This is a genomic window from Tepidamorphus gemmatus, assembly GCF_004346195.1.
Taxonomy (GTDB): domain Bacteria; phylum Pseudomonadota; class Alphaproteobacteria; order Rhizobiales; family Tepidamorphaceae; genus Tepidamorphus; species Tepidamorphus gemmatus.
In genome coordinates this window covers 291,473-317,731 of record NZ_SMAK01000004.1, presented here as the reverse complement: position 1 = coordinate 317,731, position 26,259 = coordinate 291,473, and the positions used below count along the sequence as shown (strand labels likewise).

The following is a 26,259-nucleotide window of genomic DNA, read 5'->3' as shown; positions in this document are numbered from 1 at the left end:
GGGCAAATGCTTGACCAGTGCATGTGTTCCATTTTATCATTATCATCGTTCCACGATACGGAACATTGTCGGCCGAGCTCGACCCGAATACGAGCCGGCAGGGAGGACGCACGAACCGTCTGCAACGGGGTTGCCAGAGCCAAGCCGCTTCGGCCATCGCCACCCCGAGCCCCTCTCGTCGGCCCGATCGATCTCCGTCGCAGCGACCGTCTGAGGACGGGTATCGCTGTCGGAGCGCGCCCGGTCCTGATGCAGGGAGATCGCAGCGTGCCCTCGGGCGAGTCCTCACCAGCCACCAATCTGGACGTGAACCGTCATCTCGCGCAGTTCCGGCAGATGTGCCGGATCCGAGAATTCGAGAAGGCGGCGATCAAGGCGGCCAATGAAAGGCTCGTTCTCGGCGCGATCCATCCCTCGATCGGCCAGGAAGCGATCGCCGTCGGCGTCTGTTCCAATCTCAGGCGCGACGACATCATCCTGTCCACCCATCGCGGTCACGGCCACACCATGGCCAAGGGCGCCGATGCGCTTGCCATGATGCGCGAACTGTTCGGTCGAGCCGGCGGTTACAGCCAGGGCAAGGGTGGCTCGATGCATATCGCCGACTTCTCGGTCGGCATGCTGGGAGCAAATGGCGTGGTGGCGGCCAACATCAACATTGCCGCCGGTGCCGCCCATGCGATCCGGCTGAAGGGCGAGGACAGGGTTGTCGTCTGCTTCTTCGGCGACGGCGCGATCAATCGCGGTCCGTTTCTCGAAGGTCTGAACTGGGCCGGCGTGTTCCGATTGCCGATCCTGTTCGTCTGCGAGGACAACGGCTTCGCTGCCACCACGCGCACCCACGCGATGACAGCCGGCGACGGGCCGGCGGCACGCGCCGAGGCGCTCGGCATCAAGGCCGAGATCGTTGACGGCAATGACCTGTTCGCCGTGGATGCGGCCGCCCGCGAGCTGATCGGCATCGTCCGCAAGGGCACCCCCCGCTTTCTCCTGGCCCGAACCTACCGGCTGACCGGTCACACCAGCGCAGACACGGCGCCCTACCGTCCGCAGGAGGAGGTGGCGGAGCGCTGGCTCAACGATCCGATCGACAATTGCCGCGGCGTTCTGGAGCGGGCGGGCGTCGCCGCCGCCGAGCTTGCCGCGATCGCCAGGGGCGCGGAAGACGAGATGAGACAAGCCTACGAGATGGCCAGGGACAGCGCGTGGCCGGCACGCGAACTCGCCTATGCCGACGTTCAGGATGTCGGCGATCCGCGCGAGGTGGCGTTCTGATGCCGGTGATGACCTACATGGAGGCCTCGCGTCAGGCGCTGGCCGAGGAGATGCGCCGCGATCCGATGGTCTGGGCGGTCGGCGAGGATCTCGGCCGCGGCGGCGTGTTCGGCCAGTACCGGGGGCTGATCGACGAATTCGGAGCCGACCGCATCTCGGACGCGCCGATCTCGGAATCCTGCATTCTCGGAGCCGCCGTCGGTGCCGCGATGATGGGCACCCGCCCCGTCGTCGAGATGCGCTTCTCCGATTTCGCGCTCTGCGCGGTAGACGAACTGGTCAACCAGGCCGCCAAGGCGCGCTACATGTTCGGTGGACAGACCCGCGTGCCGCTCGTGGTGCGCGAACCGATCGGAATGTGGCGTTCGTCGGCCGCCCAGCATTCCCAGTCGCTCGAGGCCTGGTACGCGCACATTCCCGGCCTCGTTGTCGCCGTTCCCGCGACTCCGGCCGACAACAAGGCGCTGCTGAAAGCCGCGATCCGCTGCGACGATCCGGTCGTGTACATGGAGCACAAGGGGCTGTGGCCGCTTGAAGGCGAGGTGCCTGCCGGCGACGTCGTCGGCGAATTCGGCAAGGCCCGACTGGTACGCGAGGGCGGCGACGTCACTATCGTCTCCTGGTCGGCTGCGGTCCACACCGTCGCCGAAGCGGCTGTCCGATTGGCGGAAGAGGGGATCGACGCCGAGGTGATCGACCTGCGCACGCTGTGGCCCTGGGACCAGGGCGCGGTTCTGGGCAGCGTCGGGCGGACCGGCCGCCTGCTGGTGGTGCAGGAGGCAGTCGCGGTCGCCGGGTTCGGTGCCGAGGTTGCCGCCTTCGTCGCCGAACGCCTGCACAAGGCGCTGAAGGCCCCCGTGAAGCGCCTCGGAGCCCCGCGCATCCCGATCAGCTACGCCCCCGTCCTCGAGGACGAGGTGCGTGTCCGCACCGAGGCTGTCGTCGCCGCCGCGCGGGGCCTCGTCGAATATTGAAGCCGTCGAAGAGCGAAGAAGGGGAGATTGCCCGATGCGTATCCTGAAACTGGCCCTCATCGCGGGCATTGCGGCGGTCGCCGCGCTGCCGGCGGCAGCCCAATACAAGGAAGAGTACAAGATCTCGACCGTCGTGCCGGCCCCGTTCCCGTGGGGCATAGCCGCCGAGAAGTGGGCGGAGCTGGTCGCCGAGCGCACCGACGGGCGCATCAACATGAAGGTCTATCCCGGCGCCTCGCTGGTGTCGGGCGACCAGACCAAGGAATTTACCGCGATGCGTCGCGGCATCATCGACATGGCGGTCGGCTCGACCATCAACTGGTCGCCGCAGATCCAGGAGCTGAACATCTTCGCCCTGCCGTTCCTGATGCCGGACTACAAGGCGATCGATGCGCTCACCCAGGGGCCGGTTGGCAAGAGGATCTTCGAGATCATCGAACAGAACGGCGTCGTGCCGCTCGCCTGGGGCGAGAACGGCTTCCGCGAGGTGTCGAACTCGAAGCATCCGATCCGCACGCCCGACGACCTGAAGGGGCTGAAGATCCGCGTCGTCGGCTCGCCACTGTTCAATGACACCTTCACTGCGCTGGGCGCCAACCCGACCCAGATGAGCTGGGCCGACGCCAAGCCGGCGCTGACCACCGGTGCCGTCGACGGCCAGGAGAATCCGCTCAGCGTGTTCACCGTTGCCAAGGTCTACGAGGTCGGCCAGAAGTATCTCACCCTCTGGCACTACGTCGCAGACCCGCTGATCTTCGCCGTCAACCAGGACGTTTGGAACTCATTCTCCCCGGAGGATCAGGAGATCGTCCGCCAGGCGGCGCTCGAGGCGGGCGCGCTGTGCATCGAGATCGCCCGCAAGGGGCTCATCGGCGACGACAAGTCGGCGATCAGGGATGTCGAGGCGCTGGGTGTCGAGGTCGTCGAACTGACGCCCGAGCAGCACCAGGAATTCGTCGATGCCACCCGCGGTGTCTACGAGACCTGGAAGGCGAAGATCGGCGCCGAACTCGTCGACATGGCCGAGCAGTCGATCGCCAATCGCTGATTGATCCTGCCGGGGTGGATGCTCAGCCGCCGCCCCGGCTCTCCCAAGGAGGCCGGAGCGATGGCCGACAGCGGCATCAACCTCGATGAGACGACCGGCTCGCCGCGCGGCGTCGCCGAGCACGCGCGCGTGCCGGTTTCCGTCGAGCGGGCATTGGGTGCCGTGGCGATGGGGCTGATCTGCCTGATCTCGCTTGCAAATGTCATCGTCCGGTACGCCACCAACGTCTCGTATGCCTTCACCGAGGAATTCTCGGTGTTCCTGCTGGTGTTCATGACCTTCGTCGGGGCCTCGCTCGCCTTCGCCACCAACGAGAACATCCGCATCACCTTCCTGGCCGACAAGCTTCCGCGGCGCGGGCGGCTGGCCTGCGAGGTGATCGCCGCGCTCGCGTCCTGCCTCATGTTCGCGCTGATCGTCTGGTATGGCGGCGAGCTGACCTGGGACGAGTACCGCTTCGGAGAGACCTCGCCGAGCCTCGGCTATCCGACCTGGATCTATACGATCTGGCTGCCGATTCTCGGCACCGTCATCCTCATGCGCATTCTCGGTCGGCTGATCGCGACGCTCAGGGGCCGCGCATGATCCTTGCCAATTTCGTCCTGCTCGGCGTCTTCCTGGTCCTGCTGCTGATCGGCACTCCGGTCGGGGTCGCGCTCGGGCTGGCCGGCGCCGCTGCCGTCGCCATCGGACTCGACCTCGACACCGTGGCGATGGTCGGCACCAACGCCTACACCTCTGTTGCCAAGTACCCGCTGATCACCATCCCGCTGTTCGTTTTGACCGGCGTGATCTTCGAGCGATCGGGGGTCGCCGCACGGCTCGTCACCTTCGCCCAGGCAATCGTCGGTCCCCGCCGCGGCGGGCTGGCGCTGGTCGCGACGTTGGTCTGCATGATCATGGGCGGCATGTCCGGCTCCGGTCCGGCGGATGCCGCTGCCGTCGCCACCATCATGATCCCCTCGATGCTGAAGGCCGGCTATCCGCGCGCCTTCTCGGCCAGCGTCATCGCCGCCTCGGCCTCCACCGCAATCCTGATTCCGCCCTCGATCGCGCTGATCGTCTATTCGATCCTGGTGCCGGGCGTCGATCTGCGCGCCCTGTTCGCCGCCGGCCTAATTCCCGGCGTGCTGGCCGGGGTCGCGATCATGCTGCCGACCGTCCTGCTCAGCCGCCGCCACGACTTCGGCACCGCCGAGCGCGCCGACCGTCCTCCGTTCTGGCCGAGCTTCCGGGCAGCCGTGCCCGGGCTGCTGGCGCCGGTCATCATCCTCGGCGGCCTGCGCTCCGGCCTGTTCACCCCGACCGAGGCGGCCGTGGTCGCGGTCGCCTACGGCTTCCTTGTCGGCGTGGTCTTCTACCGCAACATGGGCCTTGCCGAGATCTACCGGGTGCTGGCCGATGCGGCGGAGACCTCGGCGATCATCATGATCATCATCTCGCTGTCGGGCCTGTTCGCCTGGGCGGGCTCGACGCTCGGCGCCTTCGACTTCATGGCGCGCGAGATCCTCGCCGTCAGCGACAGCGGCATCCTCGTGCTGCTCATGGTCATGGCGGTGCTGCTGTTCGCCGGGATGATCCTCGACGGCGTATCGATCTACCTGATCACGCTGCCGATCCTGGTGCCGATCGCGATGGCCTTCGGGTGGAACCTGACATGGTTCGGCGTGCTGATGGCGATGAACATCGCCATCGGCCAGTTCACCCCGCCCGTTGCCGTCAACCTGATGGTCACGGCGCGCATCGCCCGCATTCCGATCGAGACGACGATCCCCTGGATCGCGTGGTTCATGCTGAGCATGGGCCTGGCGATGCTGCTCGTCATTCTGGTGCCCGAGATCGCCCTGTGGCTTCCGCAGGTGCTCGGCTACCGCATCTGAACAACGACCCGATTGCCGGGAGGAGAGACGACTTGAGTACCAACGAGATGACCGGCGGCGAGGCGATCGCCCGGATGCTGAAGGCGTTCGGGATCGGGCCGATGTTCGGAATGGGGGGCTTCCAGCTGCTGCCCTTCTACGACGCCGCCCGCCGCATCGGCCTCGATCATAACCTGATCAACGACGAGCGCTGCGCCGTCTTCATTGCCGATGCCTACGCCAAGGTGTCGGGTCGCGTCGGAGTCTGCGACGCCACACTCGGCCCCGGCGCCACCAACCTCGTCACCGGCCTCGTCGAGGCGCTCAACGCTGGCTCGCCGTTGGTGGTGTTCGTCGGCGACAGCCACCGCCTGCACTCCTGGAAGAACATGACCCAGGAGTCGCGGCAGACCGAGATCCTCAGGCCAGCCTGCAAGGAGCTTATCCGCATCGAGATGGTCGAGCGCATTCCCGAGCTGGTGCGGCGCGCCTTCCAGGTGGCGACCTCCGGCCGTCCCGGCCCCGTGGTGGTCGACGTTCCCGAGGATGTCTGCCACGCCACCCACCCGTTCGACGATGCCGACTTCGAGGCGGACGAGGCGTGCATGTCGGCCCCCTCACTGCGCTGCCGCCCGGCCTCGGCCGATCTCGAGGCGGCCGCGAGGATGCTGGGCGACGCTGCGCGGCCGCTGATGCTGTGCGGCGGCGGCGTGCACATTTCCGGCGCCACCGCGGAGGTCGAGGCCCTCGCCCACGCGCTGAACCTGCCGGTTGCCCACACCATGACCGGCAAGGGTGCGATTGCCTGCACCGATCCGTTGAGCGCCGGACTGTTCGGCCGCTACGACCGGATAGCCAACAGGCTGATCGAGGAGTCCGACTGCCTGCTGGTGGTCGGCTGCAAGCTCGGCGAGATCGCCACCAAGCGCTACACTGTGCCGGCCGCCGGAAAGCGGGTGATCCACCTCGACAATGTCGCCGAGGAGTTCGGCCGTACCTTCCGCCCGATGCTGAGGCTTTGGGGCGATGCCCGCGAGGGCCTGCGCGATCTCCATGCCGCGCTGGCTCCGGAGGCCGATACGATCCGAGCCCGGCAGCAGCCTTACGCCGAGGACGTGGCCGCCCGCATGGTTGCTTGGCGGAAGTCGGTGGAGGCACGGCTGACCTCGGCCGAGCGCCCGATCAACATGGCGCGGCTGCTGAACGAACTGAACAAGGCCATGCCGGCCGACGGCATTCTCGTCGCCGATGGCGGCTTCGCCGCGCACTGGGGCGGACTGCTCTACGATACCAAGCGGCCCGGCCGCGGCTTCGTGCCGGATCGCGGCTTCGCCTCGATCGGCTATGGCCTGCCCGGCGCGATGGGCTGTGCGTTGGCCGCGCCAGGGCGCCCGGTGGTTGGCCTCACCGGCGATGGCGGCTTCAACATGGTCATGGGCGAACTCGAGACGGCGCGCCGGCTCGACCTGCCGCTCACCGTCATCGTGGTCAACAATGCCGCGTCGGGCTATGTCAAGGCATTGCAGCACCTGATGTACGGCGCCGGCGCCTACCAGTCGAGCGACCTCGTCGAGGTGAACTACGCCAAGGTTGCCGGCGCGCTCGGCTGCACGGGTATCCGCGTCGAGGATCCCAACGAGATCGCCGAAGCCCTGCGTATCGGAATCGGCAGCGAGAACGGGCCGACCGTCATCGACGTCGTTGTCACCCGCGATCCCGCCCTCATGCTGCCCGGCGTCGACAACCGCACGGTCCAGGTGAGGAAGGGCGACCGCGTTGCCTGACCGAGCCTGACGAACGATCGAGACTGAACCATAACCGGAGGAAACGACATGACGCTCCACCGCACCCTGACAGCGACGGCCGCAGCGGCCTTCGCTATGGCGATGGCGCTGCCAGCATCCGCCGAGATTCCCGACATGACGCTGCAGATGGCGCACGTCTACAATCCCGGCAACATCTGGCACGACACCGCCGAACGCTACGCCGCGGCGATCAAGGAGCGCACCGGCGGCAAGGTCACGGTCAACATCGCCCCAGGCGGCACCACTGGCAACTGGCAGGAATCGATCGAGGCGCTGCAGATCGGTACCAACGACATCGTGCTGGAATCGATCGGCACGCTCGACCGTTATGACCCGCTGCCGGGCATCGAGGCCTTTCCTTACCTCGTTCGTGACCTCGACCATTTCAAGAAGGTCTACTACGGCCCGATTGGTGGCGAACTCTTCGACGCCATCGAAGCGGCGACCGGCTTCAAGATCATCGGCGCAGGCTATCGCGGCGGCCGCAAGCTGTCGGCCAACAGGAAGGTCGTCTCGCTCGACGATCTGAAGGGCCTGAAGCTCCGGGTGCCGCCGCTGAAGATGTACCGCCGCACCTGGGAGCTTCTGGGGGCGAGTCCCGTGCCGATGCCCTCGACCGAGATCTATACCGGACTGCAGCAGGGCGTCATCGACGGCCAGGAGAACCCCTTCGAGGTGATCTGGACCTTCAAGTTCTACGAACATCAGCCCTACGTGATGGAAACCAATCACGTCGTCGGCGCCATGACCTTCATCTTCGACGCCAACCGCTTCAATTCTCTCCCGTCCGAACTCCAGCAGATCCTGATCGAGGAGGGCGAGAAGGCGATGCTGTGGGGCACCGAGCAGATGCTCGCCAGGGAAGACCAGTACCGCGCCGACCTGAGGGGCGCCGGCATCGAGATCGTCGAACCCGATGTGGAGGCCTTCCGCGCCGCCGTCGCGCCGATCAAGGAGGATTTCCCGGAACTCGCCGACTGGGTCGAGAAGATCAATTCGGTCGAGTAGCCCGACATCCGCTCCGGGCGGGCGGCAAGCCGTCGCAGAGCGGCGCCCGTCGGGTGCGTCAACACCCCCGCCGGCTGGCTCGGCCGACGGGGGCACGGGGCCGTACCGGTCCCGAATGAAGGCAGGGGGAGGAGGTTGCCGTGTTCCGAACGACCGCGCGCCTGATCGAGGGTATCATCGACATGATGCTGCTGGTCACGCTCACCGTGATGGTGGTGAGCATCTGCTGGCAGGTGTTCGGCCGCTATGTGCTCAATCATGCGCCCGGCTGGACCGAGGAGACCGCGCGCTTCCTGATGGCATGGATCACCATGCTCGGCAGCGCGATGGTGATCCGCCGCGACGGCCACGTCGCAGTGACCTTCGTCGCGGATGCGCTGCCGCCCGCACCGCGGGCCGTCATCGCATGGGTTCGCGACGCGCTGATCCTCACCATGTCGGGGGCGCTGGTCTGGTACGGCTGGCAGTTCGCCCGGATCGGAGCTCGGCGCGAGTCGGCCGCACTCGAGATCTCGATGTTCTGGCCGCATCTCGCCATTCCGGTCGGCGGGGCGCTGATCGCGTTGCTGCTGGCACTCAGGCGCGCCGGTCTCGCCGCCGGGGAGGGCGATGCTCCATGACGATCATCGTCCTCGCCATCCTGATCGTCCTGCTCATCCTCGTCGGACTTCCGCTCGGCTTTGCGATCATCACGGCCTGTCTCGGCGTGATCTGGTTCACCGGCACCAACCCGATCATTGTCGCGCAGCGGCTGTTCTCGGGCATGGACAGCTTCACGCTGCTGGCCATTCCGTTCTTCCTGCTCGCCGGGTCGCTGATGTCGCGCGGCGGCATGACGACCCGGCTTGTCGACTTCGCCAACGCCCTCGTCGGCCGCTTCCACGGCGGGCTCGCCATGAGCAATGTCGTGTCGTCGGTGTTCTTCTCGGGCATTTCCGGCTCGGCGGTCGCCGACACCAGCATGATGGGCCGCATCTTCATCCCGGCGATGGTCCGGGAAGGCTATTCCCGAGGCTTCGCCGTAGGCGTCACCGCCGCGACCTCCGTGGTCGCGCCGATCATCCCGCCCTCGATCGGCTTCATCGTCTACGGGGTGATCTCCGGCCAGTCGATCGTCGCACTGTTCGTTGCAGGCGTCATACCCGGCGCCCTGTTCTCCATTGCCGCGCTCGGCTACGTCTACTGGAGCTCGCGGCGTCGCAACTATCCGGTTCACGAGCCGGTTCCGGTATCCGAGGTGGTGCGCGCCTTCTGGCGAGCCGCTGCGGCGATCTTCATGCCGATCCTGATCCTGTTCGGCATCGTCACCGGCGTCTTCACCGTGACCGAATGCTCGGCCGTGGCGGTGGTCTATGCCCTCGTCGTCGGCATGCTCGTCTATCGCGAGCTGACGCCGGCCGGCCTCGTCGATGCGCTGAGGGAGGCAGCACAGACGACGGCCGTCATCATGATCATCGTCGGCGCCGCGCAGCTGTTCGCCTGGCAGCTCGCCTATGCCCAGATCCCCCAGCAGGCGGTCGCGCTGATCACCGCGATCTCACGGGATCCGCTGCTGTTCCTCCTGCTGGTCAACCTGCTTCTGCTGTTTGTCGGCACCTTCATGGAAGCGAACGCGGCGATGGTGATGCTGGTGCCAATCCTCTACCCCGTCGGCATGGCACTCGGCGTCGATCCGATCCAGCTCGGCGTGATCACGGTGGTGAACCTGTGTCTCGGTCTGATCACGCCGCCGATCGGGCTTTGCCTGGCGGTCGCCTGCAAGATTGCGGACCTGCCGCTCGAGCGCGGCGTCCGCGACGTCCTGCCCTTCGTGGCGATCGGCGTCGTGCTGCTCGCCGCGCTATCATTGCTGCCAGGCTTGTCGGTGTGGCTGCCTGGCCTTGTTCTCAACTGACCCGCGCAGGAGTCGGAACAACCCATGGTCGATCGTCTGAAAGGCAAGGTGGCGCTGGTGTTCGGCGCCGGATCGGTGGGCGAGGGCTGGGGCAACGGCAAGGCTGCCGCCGTCGCCTATGCGCGCGAGGGCGCCAGGGTCGCCTGTGTCGACATCGACCTCGCCGCCGCCGAGGCGACCGCCCGCCATATCGAGGGCGAGGGCAACCGCGCGATCGCCTGCGCTGCCGATGTCACCAGCTACCCCGACATCGAGGCCGCCGTCGCCCGCACGATGGACGCCTTCGGTCGTATCGATATCCTCCACAACAATGTCGGCATCAACATTCCCGGCGGTCCGGTCGAGGCGACCGTGGAGAGCTGGGACAAGGTGATGGACGTCAACGTCAAGAGCGTTTTCCTGGCATGCAAGGCGGTGCTGCCGATCATGGAGGAGCAGGGCGGGGGGGCGATCGTCAACATCTCCTCGCTCGCTGCCATCCGCTACACCGGCTATCCCTACATCTCCTACTATGCGTCCAAGGCGGCGGTGAACAATTTCACCCGGGCAATCGCGGTGCAGTATGCGGCTAAGAACATCCGGGCGAACTGCATCCTGCCGGGCGTCATGGACACGCCGCACATCTACAAGCAGATCAGCGGATATTACGGCAGCGTCGAGGAAATGACCGCCGCACGCAATGCCATTCCGCCGATGAAGCGGCAGGGTACCGGCTGGGATATCGCCATGGCTTCGGTGTTCCTTGCCTCCGACGAGGCGCAGTACATCACCGGCATCGAGCTGTGCGTCGACGGCGGCCTGCACTGCAAGGCGGGCTGAGGCGGGGCAAACGCATGAGCGGATTCGCGTTCCACGAGGCCTTCAGCCGGGTCGGGCCGGACCCCGTCGCACGCTTTTCCGGTCTGCCGCGCTACAACTTCGTGTTCGGACACAACGACCCGGCCGAGGTCCCGGCCGACGAACTGGCCGGGATCGCCGCCAAGGTCATCCGCGAGCAAGGGCCGACGCTCGCCATGTACCATCTCGGCCAGGGCCCGCAGGGCCATCGCGGATTGCGCGACGTCGTCGCCGCCAAGCTCCGCCGCAGTCGCGGCATGGCCTGCACCGCCGACGACATCGTGCTCACGTCCGGCTCGCTGCAGGCCATGGACTTGGTCAACGCGACCTTCATCGAGTCCGGCGATACGGTGATCATCGAGGAATTCACCTATGGCGGGGCGATCGGCAAGGTGCAGCGGCTGGGTGCGAACATTGTTGCTGCCCCACTCGACGAGAACGGCATTCGCATGGATGCGCTCGAGGCGATCCTCGAGGACCTGCAGCGCCGCGGAATCCGCCCGAAGTTCATCTACACGATCCCGACCGTGCAGAACCCGACCGGCTCGATCATGCCGCTCGATCGTCGTCACCGACTGCTCGATCTGTCGGCCCGATACCGTGTGCCGATCTTCGAGGACGAATGCTATGCCGACCTCGCCTGGGACGACAGCACGCCGCCGGCGCTCTACGCGCTTGACCCGTCGCGCGTCGTCCATGTCGGCTCATTCTCGAAGTCGCTCGCTCCCGCACTCCGGGTCGGCTATGTCGTCGCCGCGTGGGACGTGCTCTCACGGGTGCTCGCGCGCAAGACCGACGCGGGATCGCCGGCGATCGAGCAGATGGTCATCGCCGAATATTCCGGCCGCGCGTTTGACGATCATCTGAAGACGCTGAAGGCGGCGCTACGCCGCAAGCTTGACGTCATGATCGAGGCGGTCGAGCGCGAGTTCGGGACATCAGTCGAGCTGTTCGTGCCTCAAGGAGGCATCTTCCTGTGGCTGAAGCTGCCCGACCACGTCGACGTCCGCACCTTCGTCCAGCCGGCGCTCGAGCAGGGGGTCGCGTTCAATCCCGGACCGGAATGGGCATGCGTGCCCGATTCCGCGAGGAGCCACATCCGCCTGTGCTTCGCGCTGCCGGACGAGGACACGATCCGCGAGGGCGTCGCGGAGCTCGCCCGCATCTGCTTCGAGCACACCGGGGTACCAGCCCGGCGCGCCAACATTCCCTCGGATCGCTGAGGCTGGATCGATGCCGGTTCCCGCGACCCCCGCTGCGACCGTCCTGCCGGAGGGCATCGTCGTCGCCGACACGATCACCAAGCTTCCCGTCGGCGCGTGGGGCGGGGTCGTGGTGTCCGGATCGCATGGCGGCCGATATCCCGGCTATCTGGCGGCCGCCGGCGGCGTGCGCGCGGTGATCCTGTGCGATGCCGGCATCGGCCGGGACGAGGCGGGCATCGGCGCGCTGCCCTATCTGCAGGCGTTCGGCATCGCGGCGGCGGCGGTCTCGCATCTCACCTGCCGCATCGGTGACACTGCCGACATGCTGGCACGCGGCCGCATCAGCCGCGTCAACGCGGCGGCTGCGGCCGCGGGCGTGCGTGCGGGAGACCCGACGCTCGAGGCGGCACGAAAACTGTGCGCGGCGCCGCATCTGCCGGTCAGGCCAGAGCCGCTGGGCGAGGCACGCGCGATCATCGACCGCCCCGGCCGGCGCAGGATCGTGCTGCTCGATTCCGCTGCTCTGGTCGGGCCGGAGGATGTCGGCCAGATCGTCGTCACCGGCTCCCATGGCGGGCTCGTTGGCGGCGACCCGGCGCTGGCGCTCCGGGTGGACGGCTTCGCCGGGGTCTACAACGATGCCGGAATCGGTATTGACGATGCCGGCATCGCCCGGTTGCCGGCGCTCGACGCGCGCGGCATTCCCGGCTTCACCGTCTCAGCGTCCTCGGCGCGCATCGGCGAGGCGCGGTCCACCTTCGAGGACGGAATCATCTCGGCCGTCAACCGCGCCGCCGCGGCGATGGGCGCCGAGGTCGGCCTGCGCGCCCGCGACGTGCTGCTCGCCTGGGCCGAGCGGCTGGGGGATTCGCCATGATCGGCGACGGAACGGTCAAGTCGGTCCAGCGTGCGGCGGCAATCATCCGGCTGCTGGCCAGCGAGGCCACGACCGGCTGGCGCCTGTCCGATCTCGCCCGCGCCTCGGGACTCGGCAAGGCCACGACCCATAGGCTCCTGAACGCGCTGGCGGACGCCGGGATCGCCTATCAGGACAGCGAGACACGCCGCTATTTCCTCGGCTACGAGATCATCCGGCTGGGACGGCTGGCGACGCGCTACGACATCGCCGAGCTGGCACGGCCGGCCATGCTGAGGCTTGCGAGGGAAACCGGTGACACGATCTTCATCTCCGTGCGCGAGGGGCTCGATGCGCTCTGCCTGGAACGCCAGGTAGGTGACTTCCCGATCAAGACGCTGACGCTGGATGCGGGTGACCGGCGGCCGCTTGGGGTTGGCGCCGGCAGTCTGGCGTTGCTCGCCTTCCTGCCGCTCGAGGAAGTGGCGGAGATCGTCGCCAGCAACACGCCCCGGCTCGCGAGGTATCCGGGCTTCGGGCCAAGGGAACTCGACAAGCTTGTCGCCGAGACCAGGCAGCAGGGCTATTCCTTCAACGACGGGCGGATCGTCAGCGCGATGTGCGCGGTCGGCGTTCCGGTGGTCGATGCGCGCGGCCGGGTGGTGGCGGCGATCAGCGTGGCGGCGATCCGCGAGCGGATGCAGGACGAACGCCTGGCCTGGATCGTCGGGCTGCTGAAGGGGGAGGCCGAGCGGTTGACCCGGCGGCTGGGAGAGATGTCGAACGCCGGTGCTGCTACCGAGACGCCAGGCATCGCGAAGGCCTGAACTCAGGGCGTGGTGCGGAAATCCCCGTCGCGGATGTCGCGTACCAGGGCGAAGGCGCGCTCGAGGTGACGTCGCATCTCCAGATCTGCCGCGCTGCCATCGCCGGCGAGGATCGCGGCGGCAATCTGCCGATGCTCGGCGACGGAATGGGCCAGCACGGCGGCATCGAGCGCACCGCTGACATGGACCATGATCAGCGGCAGCTGCAGCTGCCGGTGGATCCCGACCAGCTGGCAGTTGCCGCTGGCGCCGATCACCGCATCGTGGAAGCGCTTGTTCTCTTCCAGATAGGCTATCTGTGACAGGCGCGGCGCCTCGGACCAGATCGGTCCGATGGCTGCCTCGAATGCCGAGCGGATGTCCCTCTCGGCCATGTTGGTCGCAGCGAGGCGCGCCCCAAGCGCCTCCAGCTCGATGCGGATCTGGAAAAGCTCGAGCGCCTCGCGGCGCGTCAGCCGCCTCACCAGCGCCCCGCGATTGGGTACCGTCTCGATCAGCCCCTCCGCCGAGAGGCGGCGGAACGCCTCGCGCAGCGGGCCGCGGCTGACGCCCAGATCGCGGGTCAGATCAGCCTCGATCAGCCGCTGCCCCGGCGCATAGCGGCTGTTGAGGATGCCCTCGCGCAGATGCTTGACGATACGCTCGACGGTGGTGCCGCGCACGCCGGGGAGCGCAGGGGGCAGGCTGCCGGAGCCCGGTTCGCCGACATCGAGGAGCGTTTCGTTCATGGCCGTCTGGTTAGCCGACCGGCCATCGCTTGACAAGAGAAAGGGATGCAATATTGTCCTACAATAGAAGCAAGCAAAGAGGCCGAGAGGCCGTCGGGGAGGCACATGCTGATCGGACAGCCGGGGCCCGCCATTACCTCCATCTGCACGGCCGCCATCTGCACGGCCGCTGTCGATCGCATCGAGGTGCGCAGCCGCGACCGGTGCAGCGATCTGATGGGGGCGGCTGAGCTTCACCGAATACTCCCCTCAGCTGATGACGGAACGCGAGCCCCAGCCGGACGAGACCCGATCTCTCAATCTCGTGCTGGTCCCCATCACCGCGGGGTACCGGGCCGCGCGCAAGCCGATCCCCGGCTGCTGGATACCGCGGTCGCGTCCGCCTGGAGCAGGCCCTTGCCGATCAACGTTTCGATGCCGATCGTCGCGGTCCTGCTTGACCTCGATCTGCCATCGGAGATGGGGCGGGCCGTCCCGCTCCTTGCGCGTACCGCCGGGCTGCTCGCCCATCTCGCCGCGGAATCGCTGCGGCCGGTCGGTTTGCCGATGGCTTCGGCGGGCGAGGCGGCTGTCGCCCACCAGAACCGGGGCGAGGCGCCATGATGGTTGATCCGCAGATCGAGACGCTGCCGCTCGCGGCACAGGCCGCCGCCGACGATCTGCTCTATCGCCAGCAGGTCGCCTACCTGTTTCGTCAGTCCCGCTTCTATCGTGCCAAGCTGGCCGCGGCCGGCTTCCCGGACGCTCAGGCTGTCGGAGGCCTCGACGCCATTGCCGCGCTGCCCTTCACGGAGAAGGACGAGCTGCGCGCGACCCGCGGCGAGAACGATCCGATCGGCACGCACCTGGCCGTCCCGATGAACGAGATCGTCCGGATCTATTCTACCAGCGGCACGACGGGTACGCCGAGCTACATTCCGCTCACCGCCTCCGATCTCGACAACTGGGTTCGAACCTCGGCGCGCAGCTACGCCGCCTGCGGCCTCGAGCGTGGCCAGCGCATTGTCTCCACCTACAATGCCGGGCCCTTCGTCGCCGGGGCGGCGCTGGAGGCGTTCAACATGCTTGGCCTGTGCCACATCCCGGTGGGGACCGGCAACACCGAGCGGTTGATGATGGCCGTCAGCCTCCTGAAGCCTCAGGCGATGGTTCTGACGCCCTCCTACGCCCTGCATCTCGTCGAATGGGCGGCGCAGCGCGGCATCGATATCCGCAACTCTTCGGTCGAGCGGATCATCGTCGCTGGCGAGCCGGGGGGCGGCGAACCGGCGATCCGCACCCGGTTGGAGGAATCCTGGGGCGCCCAGGTGACCGAGGCGATGGGTATCGGCGACATTGGCGTCTCGTTGTGGGGCGAATGTCCCGAGCGCAGTGGCATGCACTTTTGTGCGCGCGGTTTCGTTCATGTCGAGCTGATAGACCCCGACACCGGAGCGCCGTTGCCGCTGGAGGACGGCGCGCGTGGCGAACTGGTGTACACCCATCTGCGTCATCGCGCGGCGCCGCTGCTGCGGTTCCGCAGCCGCGATCACGTCGAGCTGCGCACCCGCGCCTGCCCCTGCGGGCGGACGTCGCACCGGGTCAAATGCATCGGCCGCACCGACGACATGCTGATCGTGCGCGGCGTCAACGTGTTTCCAAGCGCGGTGCAGGAGGTGGTCAACCGGTTCGCCCCGGACGTGAGCGGCAGGATCGTCATCCGGCCGTCCGCGCCGGGGATCAAGCAGGATCCGCCCCTGCCGGTAGTGGTCGAACTCGGCGAGGGGCGGCAGCCCGCGCCGGCGCTGGCGGATGCGATCCGCAGGCAGCTGCGCGATTCGCTGGTCTTCACTGCAAAGGTATCGCTCGTACCCTGGGGCACGCTGCCGCGCAGCGACTACAAGTCCAAACTGGTGGATCGCAACGCCGCGACGATGTCCCGCGATCACCTCGTCCGCCAATGAATCGCGACCCTTCGAGACAAGAGGATCTGGTCATGGAGAACCGGCAGTTTCGCAAGCTGCAGAGCCAGGGCGTGCATCACATCACCCTGGTCGGCGCCGATCGACAGACCTCGATCGATTTCTGGGAGGGCGTGCTCGGCATGCCATTCGTCTTCGAGCAGCCCAATCTCGATGTGCCCAGCGAGAGTCATCTCTACTTCGATCCGGGCGATGGTCGGCTGATCACGATCTTCACCAACGAGGACCGCAAGCCGGACCCGCGTCGCACGCCGACCGAGCCCGGCTGTGTCCACCACATCGCCTTCTCGGTCTCGAAGGCGACGTTCAGCCAGGCGGTTGCACGTCTCGACGAACGCGGTATCCGCCATTCCGGCGTCAAGGACCGCGGCTTCATGGATTCGATCTACTTCAATGATCCGCTGGGGCTGACGATCGAACTGGCCAGCTACCGCTTCGAGCCGCCGTTCGGCTTCACCCATGCCGACGTCCTTCTCGAGGCGCACCGAATCCGGGTGGGGCGCGGCGATTACAACATCGCCGAGATTCACCTCGCCGACGCCATCGAGGCACTCACCGAGCGCTCGCGCGGCAGCCTGTCGCACGATCGCTCGCCCAAGAACCCGTACTGACGGCGCGCCAACGCCCGGCAAGCCGCAGCATCACCGCGGAGAAAGCGACGATGAAGCTGTACATGCACCCCGTTTCGATGACCAGCCGGCCGGTCCGCCTGTTCATCGCCGAGAAGGGGCTCGACGTCGACGAGCAGGTCGTCGACCTGTTCGCCGGCGCCCACTACCAGGAGCCGTTCAACTCCATCAATCCGAACCGCATGGTGCCGGTGCTCGAGGACGGCGACTTCCGGCTCACCGAATCCTCGGCGATCCTCAAGTATCTGGCCGACAAGTTCGACCTGCCCGAATACCCGAAGGACCTACGGCAGCGCGCGCGGGTCAACGAGGTGATGGACTGGTTCAACTCCAACTTCTACCGGGACTACGCCTACGGATTCATCTATCCGCAGGTCTTCCCGCACCACAAGCGCCCAACCGACGAGATCCATGCCGCCACCATCCAGTGGGGCAAGGCGAACGCCGAAAAGTGGCTGCAGATCCTCAACGATTACTGGATCGGTCCCGACCGCCAGTATCTCGCCGGCGATTCCATCACCATCGCCGACTACTTCGGCGCCTGTCTGCTGACCCTCGGCGAGGTCGTCCGTTGCGACTTCTCCAGATACCCGAACGTCGCTCGCTGGCTCGCCAACGTGAAGAAGCTGAAGACCTGGCCAAAGGTCAACGAGGCATTCTACGGTCTGGTCGAGCAGGTGAAGGATCAGCCGTTCGAGGCGATCAGGTAGCGCGTGCCGACCGCGCTTCCTCGCCTCATCCCGGCCGACGCGGAGCGGACCACCGGGACCGGGGCGGCAGCGACCGTGACGGCGCAGGTTCGCCGTCCTGGATCGGCCGTCCGGCCGGTAGCGGTGCGGCGCGACGCGAGTTCGTTGCGCCGTTTGCCGTCGTCCGGATGACTGGCATGGTCGTCATCGGTGACGATCGCGCCGCTGCCCCCCGTCTGGTGAGCGTGCGGTCCGCCTTGCGCCCCTCAGCGCTCGCCATACCGATTCCGGCGTCGCCGGCATGTCGATCGCGGTCACGCCATACGCCGACAATGCGTCGATGATGGCGTTGGTCACCGCCGACAGCGAGCCGGCACAGCCGGCCTCGCCACAGCCCTTGATTCCCAGCGGATTGGTGGTGGCGGGGAAGGCCAGGCATTCGGACGAGAAGTCCGGCGCGTCGTCGGCGCGCGGCAGGGCATAGTCGGTGAGAGAGCCTGTCACGAGCTGTCCGGCCATGTCGTAGATCGTCCTCTCCATCAGCGCCTGGCCGATCCCCTGCACGACGCCGCCGTGCAGCTGGCCCTCGACCAGCAGCGGATTGAGGATCGTTCCGAAGTCGTTGACCATCGTGTAGCGGACGACGCGCGTCGCACCCGTCTCCGGGTCGATTTCGACCTCGGCGACATGGGTGCCGTTCGGGAACGACGAGGGAATGAGCCCGGTGAGATGGGTGACGTCGAGACCGTCGGCCATCTCAACGGCCATGTCGTCGGGAACGGCGAGCCCCTGTCGCTGCTGCTCGGCGAGGTCGAGGAGCGAGATCGACAGGTCGGTCCCTGCCACGGTGAAGCGACCGGCTGCGAACTCGATGTCAGCGACGGCAGCCTCGAGAACGAGGCCGGCGAGACGCTTGCCCTTCTCGATCACCAGATCGCTCGCTTCGACGATCGCCGCCCCGCTCATCATCGCCGACCGTGAGCCGCCCGTGCCGGCACCGAATATCAGCAGGTCGCTGTCGCCCTGCACGAGCCGGATGCGTTCGAACGGAATGCCGAGCCGTTCCGACAGGATCTGGGCGAACGGCGTGGCGTGGCCCTGTCCGTAGTCCAGCGTGCCGGTGATGATGCTCACCATGCCGTCGGGCTCGAAGCGGATGCCGCCCATCTCCCGGTTCGGTGGCGCCGTCACCTCCAGGTAGCTGCCGATGCCGCGCCCGCGCAGGAGGCCGCGGGCGGCACTCGCCTTGGCCCGCACCGGGAATCCCGCCCAGTCGGCCGCCTCCAGCGCCCGCTCGAACACCGCCGGGAAGTCGCCGCTGTCATAGGTGAGCCCGTTGGGCGCCGGATACGGAATCTGGCCGGGACGGATGTGGTTCAGCCGCCGCAGATCGGCCGGGTCGCGTCCCGTCTCGCGCGCCGCAGCGTCGATCAGCCGCTCCATCACGTAATTGGCGTCCGGCCGTCCGGCGCCACGATACGGGCCGAGGAACGTGGTGTTGGTGAAGGCGCAGCGCATCGCAACCGCGATCGCGGGCGTTCGATAGACGCTGACCAGGTTCTTGACCAGGTTGGCGGTGGAGAACACGGGCGAGACGTGGCCGAGATAGGCGCCGAGATTGGCGAGTCCGCGCAGCCTGACCGCGAGGAAGGTGCCATCGCCGTCCAGCGCCAGCTCCGCGGTGATCTGCAGGTCGCGGCCATGGCTGTCGGACAGGAACGAGGCTGAACGGTCGTTGAGCCAGCGCACCGGCCGCCCGAGATCGCGCGCCGCATGGCAGGCGCAGACATATTCCGGATAGACTGCGGCCTTCATGCCGAACGAGCCGCCGACATTGCCGGTGAGGATCCGCACCTGCTCCGGCGCAACCTTCAGGACGCCGGCCAGCATGGCGCGCATGCCGAACGTGCCCTGGCTCTGGACATGGACCTCCCATCGGCCCGCGTCAGCCAGGTAGGTGGCCACCACGGCACGCGGCTCCAGCGCAGTCACCACAACCCGATTGCTGACGACGGAGACACGGGTCACATGCGCGGCCCGTGCCATCGCGGCCTCGACCGCATCCGGATCGCCGCCCTCGAAGTCGAGGGCGAGGTTGCCGGGAACCTCGTCGTGGATCGGTGGTGCGCCGGGCGCGAGGGCGGCCGCCGCGTCGATCACGGCCGGCAGAGGGTCGATGTCGATCTCCACGGCCTCCGCCGCGTCGCGGGCCTGTGCGGCGGTTTCCGCCACGACGAAGGCCACCGCCTCGCCGACATGCCGCACCTTGCCGTCCGCCAGCACGGGCCAGTGCGGCTTGCGCATCGTCGCGCCGTCGCGGCCGGCGATCTCGACGATGCAGGGCAGGCTGCCGTAGTTGGCCATGTCGGCGGCGGTATAGACGGCGAGAACACCGGGCATCGCCCGCGCGGTGCTGATGCCGACGCCCCGCAGATGACCGTGCGCATGCAGGCTGCGGACCACGACGCCATGCACTTCGCCCGGAAGCGACACGTCGTCGGTGTAGCGCCCGCCACCGGCGACGAGGCGGCGGTCCTCCTTGCGGGGAACGGGGCGTCCGATTGCGTGGCGGTCGCTGGCCTGGTCGGTCATCGGCTGGTCCGTCGGTTCTGTCCGGCTGGCGGGCGATGCCCGCAGGAGGATGGGGGTGCGGCCACCGCGTCATCGGCGACCGGGCAGGGAAGATGTCGCAGCGCAGCTCGCCTGGCCAGAGCCCGGGCGTGCGAATCCGTGCGACCGGTGGCTTGCCGGCCGGTATCGCCGGCAACGGTCGGCCAATCCGTCATGCCCCATCAGATGGCCGATGAGGTCAGTTTCAAGGCAACAATTGCCCAATGTCTGGGCCGGCTTGCGGTCGATCACCCGCTCACTGTGTCTTTCCGGTGACAGGTCGGCGGAATGGCGGTCAAGCGGCCGGATTCCGTCTCGATTCCCGTTGCAGCACGACGGTAGCGGCATAAACATCGCTGCACGTCACGCACGACGCTGCGTCGCGGCCAGCCGGCACCCGGCCGCATGCAGGGGGACAGGGAGAGGTGGAGGCGCCCCGGGGTGGATCTGCCATGCCTCTTCCGAGAGTGCCGCTCGGAGAAGACGATGAAGATGATCAGAGCTTTCCTGCTCGGTTCGACCGCCGTCGTGGCGGCAACTGCGTCGGCATCTGCGGCCGACATGATGATGGACGTCAAGGCCCCGCGAGAGCCCGTCTATCGCTGCGACATCACCGGCTTCATCGAGCTGCCGGGGACCGACATCTGCTTCAAGATCGGCGGTCTGGCCTCGCTGGTGGTGGCCGGCGCCGAGGACCAGTGGGACCTGCTCAATGTCGCCGCGGCCTACGGCATCGTGCCGGACGGGCATACATTGGACGACACCTTCTTCATGTATGGCTACGGTCGCGTGAACTTCGACGCGCGCACCTCGACCGAGTACGGCACCGTCAGGGCCTTCGTCGAGCTGCAGGCCTATGACAACGACACCCGCTCGGGCGGCCCCTTCGAGCTTCGGCACGCCTTCGTGCAGTTCGGCAACTGGACCTTCGGCAAGACCTGGTCGACGTTCCTGCACCTCGACTCGAGCCCGGTCTACTCGGACGCCTTCACGGTCACCGGCGACAACTACATTCGCCGCAACCAGATCCGCTATACCCAGTCGTTCGGGTCGGGCTGGTCGATCTCGGTCGCCCTCGAAGACCAGAACTACGACGCCCCGTCCGACATCACCGCGACGGGCGTGTGGGCGCCGTTCTTCTATCCCGGCCTTGCGCTGCCGGCCGCCGTCAACGACCGCAACGAGTTCCCGGATGTCGTCGGTGCGCTCCACGTCGAGGGCGAATGGGGCAGTGCCCAGCTGTCCGGTGCCTGGCACAACAACCAGTTCACGGATTTCGGCTGGAATGACAGCGAGTCGGGCTGGGCGGTGCTGTTCGGTACGCTGATCAACACCCCGACGATCGGGGAAGGCGACTACCTGACCTTCAAGGCGATCTACACCGACGGTGCGACCCAGTACAACGAGGACAACTTCCTCGGCGCCACCAATGTCGTGTGGGGCGACTGCACGCCGTTCCTGGTCACCTTCACCGACTGCATCGTCGATTCGGTGACGACTTGGTCGGTGCTCGGCTCGTTCACCCACAACTGGTCGCCGACGGTCGCCACGACCTTCGGTGCCGGCTACCAGAACGTCAAGGCGCCGCTGACCCGGCTCAACGTCTTTGCGCCGGGGCTCGCCTCCGATTTCGAGATGGATACCTACGAGATCTTCGGCAACATCTCCTGGACGCCGGTGCCCAACACCACGTTCCTGCTCGACGTCCATTACGGCCATGTCGACTTCAACGGCGCTGGCACGGCCTTCGGCGCGTTCAACCCGTTCGTCACGAACCCCTTCGCCAAGGACGACGAGGGCGCCTTCGCGATAGCCCTGGACGTCACGCGGACCTTCTGACCGACTGTCACGGCGACGGCTTCGAGGCCCCGGCGCACACCGCCGGGGCCTTTTCGATTCGGGCGGGCCGATGCGAGGCCGCGACGCCAGGGTCGACGGACGCGCCACTCTGCCCGCGGCGCAATCCGGCCGGACCGTCATTCAGACGGGAAACGGACAGGACTGGCTGCCCTTGAAGCCGGATATGGCCTGCCGGCGGCCCGCGCCGGTCAACACATCTGGCAGACCAGATGCGCGCAGCGGCGAATCGCAGACAGGCCGGTACGGCAATGCCCGGCTGGCAGGCCTCGATGGACCTCCGAATCGGTCCCCCAACCGGCTGCCGAGCGTCCGATGCGCGCGGTTGCAGATGCCTGCAACGCCGCGAAGGGGCCGCGGAGGCGGGTGGACTGCCAGTCCGGATTGCGGCGCGCGGGACACAACGTGGACTTTGTGCAACACCGCCTTGAAAAGGTGCAGCTGCGGCCCATTCCGTGACCCTTGTTTGTTGATCGCACATGGGCCTTCGGTAAGTTGGCGATGCGACGCCGGAACTCCGGGGAGTCGCACCACCTGCGTTCGGGGTCGCCTCGGGTCGCAGGTATCGCGGGGAGTAGGGCAAGCGGAACCGGTTTCGACCGGGCCGAGGCACATGGTCCCCAAGGTGGAGATTGGATGTCAGGATGAACAAGATGAGAAACATCTTCCTCGGCTCCGCTGCAGCGTTCCTCGCTGCCGCGACGGGGGCCCAGGCCGCCGACATGATGACGGACGTCAAGGCTCCCCGGGAGCCGGTGTACCGGTGTGACATCACCGGCTTCATCGAGCTGCCGGGTACCGACATCTGCTTCAAGGTCGGCGGTTATGCACGACTGGTTGTTGCTGGTGCTGAGGACCAGTGGCAGAACCTCGATCCGTCCAGCGGATTCTATCTCGTTCGCGCCATCGTGCCGGACGGACACTCCACTGATGACTCGTTCATCATGTACGGCCAGGGCCGCGTGAACTTCGACGCGCGCACCTCGACCGAGTATGGCACCGTCCGCGCCTTCGTCGAACTGCAGGCGACCGACAATGACACCCGTTCGGGTGGCAGTGCGATTCTGCGTCATGCCTTCGTCCAGTTCGGCAACTGGACCTTCGGCAAGACCTGGTCGACCTTCCTGCACCTCGACTCGTCGGCCACCACGACCGACCCGTACGTGATCGTCGGCGACAACTTCATGCGCCGCAACCAGATCCGCTACACCCAGTCGTTCGGCTCGGGCTGGTCGGTCTCGGTCGCCATCGAAGACCAGAACTACAACTTCCCGACCGCGACGACCGCCGCTGGCGTGTGGCTGCCGTTCTTCGCTCCGGCCGCCAACGATCGCAACGAGGGGCCGGATGTCGTCGCCAACATCCGCGTCCAGGGCGACTGGGGTAATGCCCAGCTGTCCGGTGCGATCCACAACAACCAGTTCCGTGATGCGGGCTGGACCGATTCGGAGATCGGCTGGGCGGCCCTGTTCGGCCTCGTCATCAACACTCCGACGATCGGCGAGGGCGACTTCTTCTCGTTCAAGGCGATCTACACGGATGGCGCGAGCCAGTACAACCAGGATCTGATCGGCACCAACAACGTCGTGTGGGGTGACTGCACGCCGTTCCTGGTGGGATTCACCGATTGCATCCTCGACACCGTGCAGAGCTGGTCGCTGCTGGCCAACTTCACGCACAACTGGACGCCGACCTTCGCCTCGACGATCGGTGGTGGCTATGGCCGCGTCGAGTTCCCGAAGACGGCCTTCGCTCCGTTCCAGCCCCTGTCGGGCTTCGCGGTCGATACCAAGGTCGATCTGTGGCAGGTGTACCTCGACTTCGCGTGGACCCCGGTTCCCCGGACCACGTTCCAGTTCGACATCACCTACGGCAACATCGACTTCAACGGCAGCCGCCTGGGTGTCAACCTGACCCCGTTCCCGGCGGTGATCGCGCAGGACGACGGCGCCTTCTCGGCCGCCTTCCAGGTCACCCGCTCCTTCTGATCGAAGGACGGCGACGGCCCGGCGTTGCCGGGCCGTCCGATCCGATCGGCCCCGGTGGCAACGGCCATCGGGGCCTTTCGTTTGCGCCCGTGCAACGGCGCGGTCGCCGCACAGGGGCACGGTCGCCGCGCAGGCCGGCCGCATCGACCGCATGTCCGTCCGGTCGACAAGGATTCAGACCCCCCCGCGCCCCGGCAGCCGGATCGGGCGTGGGCCGCCGTCGGTGTGGTCACCCTCTGCCCCGAATCTCGTACACTCGCACCGGCCCGGACGTCGCGGGCAGGTGGCAGAGAGGCGGGCAGGCGGCAGCGAGGAATTGTGGCAACGGCGGCTCGATACGGGGCGGTTCGATCCGGACGTGGTGTGGGTGCAGGATCCCGGCACCCCGCGCGTCTTGCCCTGTTCGCATGCGTCATCGCCCTGACCGACCATTCCGGTGCCGTCGCCCAGTCAACGGATGCAGGTTCGACGGGTATCGTCCGGTCGCCAGATGGCTTCCGGGACGAGAGCGCCGACGCCGCGCCGCGCATCGTCATCAGGCGTATGCCCGCGGCGATCGAGATTCGCGGCGGCCTTGCTGACGAGGCGCTGCGGATCGAGCTGATGTCCGCGGTACGCGCCGTTTTCCCCGACCTTTCGGTGACCACGGTCGCCGAGGCAGCAGCAGCTCCTGCCGACCGTGCCTTGCTGCGCGACGCTGTGACGGCGATTCGGCTGATGCGGTTCCTCGCCGTCGGCGAAGCCGCCATCCACACGGACGAGATCAGAATGCGTGGCGCTGCCTTCCACGCCGCAGCCCGGACGGCCCTTGCCGAGGCGGCGGCCGCCGCCGGCGTCCCGGTGTCTGCCGAGGATGTCGGCGTCGGCCATGCCGGAGCGTCACGTCCGGCCGCCGCCTGCGAGGCGGAGGTTGCGGCGCTCGTCCGGCAAAGGCCGATCGAATTCGAGCCGGGACGCGCCACATTGTCGGGTAAGGCGCGCGACGTCGTCGATCAGGTCGTCTATGCGTTGTCGGCCTGCCCGGATGCTCCGGTCGCGGTTGCGGGGCACACCGATTCGGATGGAACTGACGAGGCCAATCATCGGCTCAGCCTCGCCAGGGCGCAGACGGTCATCGACATGATGGTGGCGAATGGTCTCCCCGCCGAACGGTTCACCGCGCTCGGTTATGGTGAGAGCCGGCCGCTTGCCTCGAACGCGACGGAGCGCGGCAAGGCGATCAACCGCCGCATCGAGTTCATGCTGCGCGATTGAAAGCGGGCCGAGGCTGGCGGCGGCAGCCGTAACGTCAGGTCTTGCGGCCGTCGGCTGCGGCGACGAAGGCGGCGATGCGGGACAGGATGTGCGGCTCGACGAGCATTGGCGCATGGCCAGCATCCGCCACCTCGAGCACGTCCAGATCGGCCCGCCGCTCCTGCATGCGCGTCACCGTTTCGCGCGAGAGGATATCCGAGTTTGCGCCGCGCACCACCATGACCGGCACGTGGGCAAGGCTGTCGAACTGCGGCCACATGGTCGGCAGCGGCTGGCTGTAGTCGATCGCCTCGAGCGTCCTGGTCAGCTTGGGGTCGAACGCCCGGACCGGGCGTCCGTTGCGATCATCATAGGTCTTGCGGGCGAACGCCTCCCAACCTTCCGCGTCGATGCCGGGAAAATGCGCTGCATGGGCCGCGCGCAACCCGACGACCGCGTCCTCCCAGCTGCGGGGCGCGCCCGTCGCCGCCAGCATGTTCTTGATCCGCAACAGGCCGCGCCCATCGATCTCCGGCCCCACATCGTTCAGAACGACGGCTGCGATCGCGGTCGGCCGCGCCGCGCCGAGCAGCATCGCGACGATGCCGCCGCGGGATGTGCCGACGAAGCAGGCGCGATCGATCCGGGCCGCGACGAGCAGGTCGAGCACATCCTCCATTTCGACGAGCGGGGCGTAGCGGCGCCAGTCGCGGTCCCAGCCCGAGGCGCCGCGGCCGCGGAAGTCCATCGTCACGACGCGGCGCGGTCGCCCCGTGGCGCTGGACAGATGGACGGCGAGTTCGTGGAAATCGCGGCAGGTGCGGGTGAGACCGGGGAGGCAGACGACCGGCAGGCGATCGCTCCCGGTCGGGCCGTAATCGCGGGCGTGCAGTAGCAATCCGTCGCGCGCGCTGACCGTGATGTCGCGCCAGGCCACCACGTCCGCGACGGGGGCATCCGGTTCGGCTGCGGCCAT

Annotated in this window: 23 protein-coding genes; 20 read left to right on the top strand and 3 right to left on the bottom strand. The window is 67.2% G+C overall.

Features of this window, described 5'->3' with window-relative positions:
* Positions 1-267: 267 nt before the first annotated feature.
* From EDC22_RS08945 to EDC22_RS08885, 13 genes are all read left to right on the top strand, one after another.
* The gene (locus EDC22_RS08945) at positions 268-1,275 is read left to right on the top strand and encodes a thiamine pyrophosphate-dependent dehydrogenase E1 component subunit alpha (RefSeq protein WP_207903735.1); all 1,008 of its coding nucleotides are present in this window, start codon (positions 268-270) and stop codon (positions 1,273-1,275) included.
* Entirely contained in the window at positions 1,275-2,249 is a 975-nt protein-coding gene (locus EDC22_RS08940) for an alpha-ketoacid dehydrogenase subunit beta (protein ID WP_132806284.1), read from the top strand. Before EDC22_RS08945 ends, EDC22_RS08940 begins: the two co-directional genes overlap by 1 nt.
* Positions 2,250-2,283: 34 nt before the next feature.
* Positions 2,284-3,297, top strand: coding sequence for a DctP family TRAP transporter solute-binding subunit (locus tag EDC22_RS08935; protein WP_132806283.1), 1,014 nt, complete (start codon positions 2,284-2,286; stop codon positions 3,295-3,297).
* Positions 3,298-3,357: 60 nt separating this feature from the next.
* Complete coding sequence (locus EDC22_RS08930; RefSeq protein ID WP_132806282.1) at positions 3,358-3,882, top strand: TRAP transporter small permease; 525 nt, start codon at positions 3,358-3,360, stop codon at positions 3,880-3,882.
* Positions 3,879-5,177 carry a TRAP transporter large permease gene (locus EDC22_RS08925; protein WP_207903734.1) on the top strand — a complete coding sequence of 433 codons (1,299 nt, stop codon included), beginning with the start codon at positions 3,879-3,881 and terminating at the stop codon, positions 5,175-5,177. Before EDC22_RS08930 ends, EDC22_RS08925 begins: the two co-directional genes overlap by 4 nt.
* A gap of 32 nt (positions 5,178-5,209) precedes the next feature.
* On the top strand, positions 5,210-6,940 hold the full coding sequence (locus EDC22_RS08920; RefSeq protein ID WP_207903733.1) for a thiamine pyrophosphate-binding protein: 1,731 nt from the start codon (positions 5,210-5,212) through the stop codon (positions 6,938-6,940).
* A 48-nt stretch (positions 6,941-6,988) separates the two neighbouring features.
* A complete protein-coding gene (locus EDC22_RS08915; protein WP_132806281.1) occupies positions 6,989-7,969 on the top strand; it encodes a TRAP transporter substrate-binding protein in 981 nt (326 codons plus the stop codon).
* A 140-nt stretch (positions 7,970-8,109) separates the two neighbouring features.
* On the top strand, positions 8,110-8,589 hold the full coding sequence (locus EDC22_RS08910) for a TRAP transporter small permease (RefSeq protein WP_132806280.1): 480 nt from the start codon (positions 8,110-8,112) through the stop codon (positions 8,587-8,589).
* Complete coding sequence (locus tag EDC22_RS08905; protein ID WP_132806279.1) at positions 8,586-9,863, top strand: TRAP transporter large permease; 1,278 nt, start codon at positions 8,586-8,588, stop codon at positions 9,861-9,863. Before EDC22_RS08910 ends, EDC22_RS08905 begins: the two co-directional genes overlap by 4 nt.
* Before the next feature lie 24 nt (positions 9,864-9,887).
* Positions 9,888-10,682, top strand: coding sequence for an SDR family NAD(P)-dependent oxidoreductase (locus EDC22_RS08900; RefSeq protein WP_132806278.1), 795 nt, complete (start codon positions 9,888-9,890; stop codon positions 10,680-10,682).
* 14 nt (positions 10,683-10,696) lie between these two features.
* Entirely contained in the window at positions 10,697-11,923 is a 1,227-nt protein-coding gene (locus EDC22_RS08895; RefSeq protein ID WP_132806277.1) for an aminotransferase-like domain-containing protein, read from the top strand.
* Between the two features lie 10 nt (positions 11,924-11,933).
* Positions 11,934-12,782, top strand: coding sequence for a hypothetical protein (locus EDC22_RS08890; protein ID WP_132806276.1), 849 nt, complete (start codon positions 11,934-11,936; stop codon positions 12,780-12,782).
* Entirely contained in the window at positions 12,779-13,588 is an 810-nt protein-coding gene (locus EDC22_RS08885) for an IclR family transcriptional regulator (protein WP_132806275.1), read from the top strand. The genes EDC22_RS08890 and EDC22_RS08885 overlap by 4 nt, the downstream gene beginning before the upstream one ends.
* Before the next feature lie 2 nt (positions 13,589-13,590).
* Here EDC22_RS08885 and EDC22_RS08880 read toward each other — a convergent pair whose 3' ends face one another.
* Positions 13,591-14,316 (bottom strand): GntR family transcriptional regulator, encoded by a 726-nt coding sequence (locus tag EDC22_RS08880; RefSeq protein WP_132806274.1) that lies wholly within the window; start codon positions 14,314-14,316, stop codon positions 13,591-13,593.
* 396 nt (positions 14,317-14,712) lie between these two features.
* On the opposite strand from EDC22_RS08880, the gene EDC22_RS18085 reads away from it, so the two are divergent.
* From EDC22_RS18085 to EDC22_RS08860, 4 genes are read left to right on the top strand one after another with little or no spacing between them, the layout of a single operon-like run.
* The gene (locus tag EDC22_RS18085; RefSeq protein ID WP_245499693.1) at positions 14,713-14,919 is read left to right on the top strand and encodes a hypothetical protein; all 207 of its coding nucleotides are present in this window, start codon (positions 14,713-14,715) and stop codon (positions 14,917-14,919) included.
* On the top strand, positions 14,916-16,259 hold the full coding sequence (locus tag EDC22_RS08870) for a phenylacetate--CoA ligase family protein (RefSeq protein ID WP_245499692.1): 1,344 nt from the start codon (positions 14,916-14,918) through the stop codon (positions 16,257-16,259). Before EDC22_RS18085 ends, EDC22_RS08870 begins: the two co-directional genes overlap by 4 nt.
* Before the next feature lie 32 nt (positions 16,260-16,291).
* On the top strand, positions 16,292-16,888 hold the full coding sequence (locus tag EDC22_RS08865) for a VOC family protein (protein ID WP_132806273.1): 597 nt from the start codon (positions 16,292-16,294) through the stop codon (positions 16,886-16,888).
* Between the two features lie 50 nt (positions 16,889-16,938).
* The gene (locus EDC22_RS08860) at positions 16,939-17,616 is read left to right on the top strand and encodes a glutathione S-transferase family protein (RefSeq protein WP_132806272.1); all 678 of its coding nucleotides are present in this window, start codon (positions 16,939-16,941) and stop codon (positions 17,614-17,616) included.
* A 183-nt stretch (positions 17,617-17,799) separates the two neighbouring features.
* Here the strand turns inward: EDC22_RS08860 and EDC22_RS08855 are convergent, their stop codons facing one another.
* On the bottom strand, positions 17,800-20,187 hold the full coding sequence (locus EDC22_RS08855) for a xanthine dehydrogenase family protein molybdopterin-binding subunit (protein WP_132806271.1): 2,388 nt from the start codon (positions 20,185-20,187) through the stop codon (positions 17,800-17,802).
* Between the two features lie 504 nt (positions 20,188-20,691).
* Between EDC22_RS08855 and EDC22_RS08850 the strand changes: the two genes are divergently transcribed.
* From EDC22_RS08850 to EDC22_RS08840, 3 genes are all read left to right on the top strand, one after another.
* Positions 20,692-22,044 carry a porin gene (locus EDC22_RS08850; RefSeq protein WP_165926839.1) on the top strand — a complete coding sequence of 451 codons (1,353 nt, stop codon included), beginning with the start codon at positions 20,692-20,694 and terminating at the stop codon, positions 22,042-22,044.
* A gap of 662 nt (positions 22,045-22,706) precedes the next feature.
* On the top strand, positions 22,707-24,050 hold the full coding sequence (locus tag EDC22_RS08845; RefSeq protein WP_132806269.1) for a porin: 1,344 nt from the start codon (positions 22,707-22,709) through the stop codon (positions 24,048-24,050).
* A 363-nt stretch (positions 24,051-24,413) separates the two neighbouring features.
* A complete protein-coding gene (locus tag EDC22_RS08840; protein WP_132806268.1) occupies positions 24,414-25,304 on the top strand; it encodes an OmpA family protein in 891 nt (296 codons plus the stop codon).
* Positions 25,305-25,338: 34 nt separating this feature from the next.
* On the opposite strand, the gene EDC22_RS08835 is transcribed toward EDC22_RS08840, so the two are convergent.
* Positions 25,339-26,259, bottom strand: a complete 921-nt coding sequence (locus EDC22_RS08835) for an alpha/beta fold hydrolase (protein WP_132806267.1) — start codon at positions 26,257-26,259, stop codon at positions 25,339-25,341.

Bases quoted from the DNA above. Each gene is read 5' to 3' on its own strand.
- EDC22_RS08870 (WP_245499692.1), top strand. From the start codon at position 14,916: ATGATGGTTGATCCGCAGATCGAGACGCTGCCGCTCGCGGCACAGGCC.
- EDC22_RS08900 (WP_132806278.1), top strand. From the start codon at position 9,888: ATGGTCGATCGTCTGAAAGGCAAGGTGGCGCTGGTGTTCGGCGCCGGA.
- EDC22_RS08855 (WP_132806271.1), bottom strand. From the start codon at position 20,187: ATGACCGACCAGGCCAGCGACCGCCACGCAATCGGACGCCCCGTTCCC.
- EDC22_RS08930 (WP_132806282.1), top strand. From the start codon at position 3,358: ATGGCCGACAGCGGCATCAACCTCGATGAGACGACCGGCTCGCCGCGC.
- EDC22_RS08905 (WP_132806279.1), top strand. From the start codon at position 8,586: ATGACGATCATCGTCCTCGCCATCCTGATCGTCCTGCTCATCCTCGTC.
- EDC22_RS08915 (WP_132806281.1), top strand. From the start codon at position 6,989: ATGACGCTCCACCGCACCCTGACAGCGACGGCCGCAGCGGCCTTCGCT.
- EDC22_RS08850 (WP_165926839.1), top strand. From the start codon at position 20,692: ATGAAGATGATCAGAGCTTTCCTGCTCGGTTCGACCGCCGTCGTGGCG.
- EDC22_RS08885 (WP_132806275.1), top strand. From the start codon at position 12,779: ATGATCGGCGACGGAACGGTCAAGTCGGTCCAGCGTGCGGCGGCAATC.
- EDC22_RS08835 (WP_132806267.1), bottom strand. From the start codon at position 26,259: ATGGCCGCAGCCGAACCGGATGCCCCCGTCGCGGACGTGGTGGCCTGG.
- EDC22_RS08890 (WP_132806276.1), top strand. From the start codon at position 11,934: ATGCCGGTTCCCGCGACCCCCGCTGCGACCGTCCTGCCGGAGGGCATC.
- EDC22_RS08935 (WP_132806283.1), top strand. From the start codon at position 2,284: ATGCGTATCCTGAAACTGGCCCTCATCGCGGGCATTGCGGCGGTCGCC.
- EDC22_RS08865 (WP_132806273.1), top strand. From the start codon at position 16,292: ATGGAGAACCGGCAGTTTCGCAAGCTGCAGAGCCAGGGCGTGCATCAC.
- EDC22_RS08940 (WP_132806284.1), top strand. From the start codon at position 1,275: ATGCCGGTGATGACCTACATGGAGGCCTCGCGTCAGGCGCTGGCCGAG.
- EDC22_RS08925 (WP_207903734.1), top strand. From the start codon at position 3,879: ATGATCCTTGCCAATTTCGTCCTGCTCGGCGTCTTCCTGGTCCTGCTG.
- EDC22_RS08845 (WP_132806269.1), top strand. From the start codon at position 22,707: ATGAACAAGATGAGAAACATCTTCCTCGGCTCCGCTGCAGCGTTCCTC.
- EDC22_RS08880 (WP_132806274.1), bottom strand. From the start codon at position 14,316: ATGAACGAAACGCTCCTCGATGTCGGCGAACCGGGCTCCGGCAGCCTG.
- EDC22_RS08860 (WP_132806272.1), top strand. From the start codon at position 16,939: ATGAAGCTGTACATGCACCCCGTTTCGATGACCAGCCGGCCGGTCCGC.
- EDC22_RS08895 (WP_132806277.1), top strand. From the start codon at position 10,697: ATGAGCGGATTCGCGTTCCACGAGGCCTTCAGCCGGGTCGGGCCGGAC.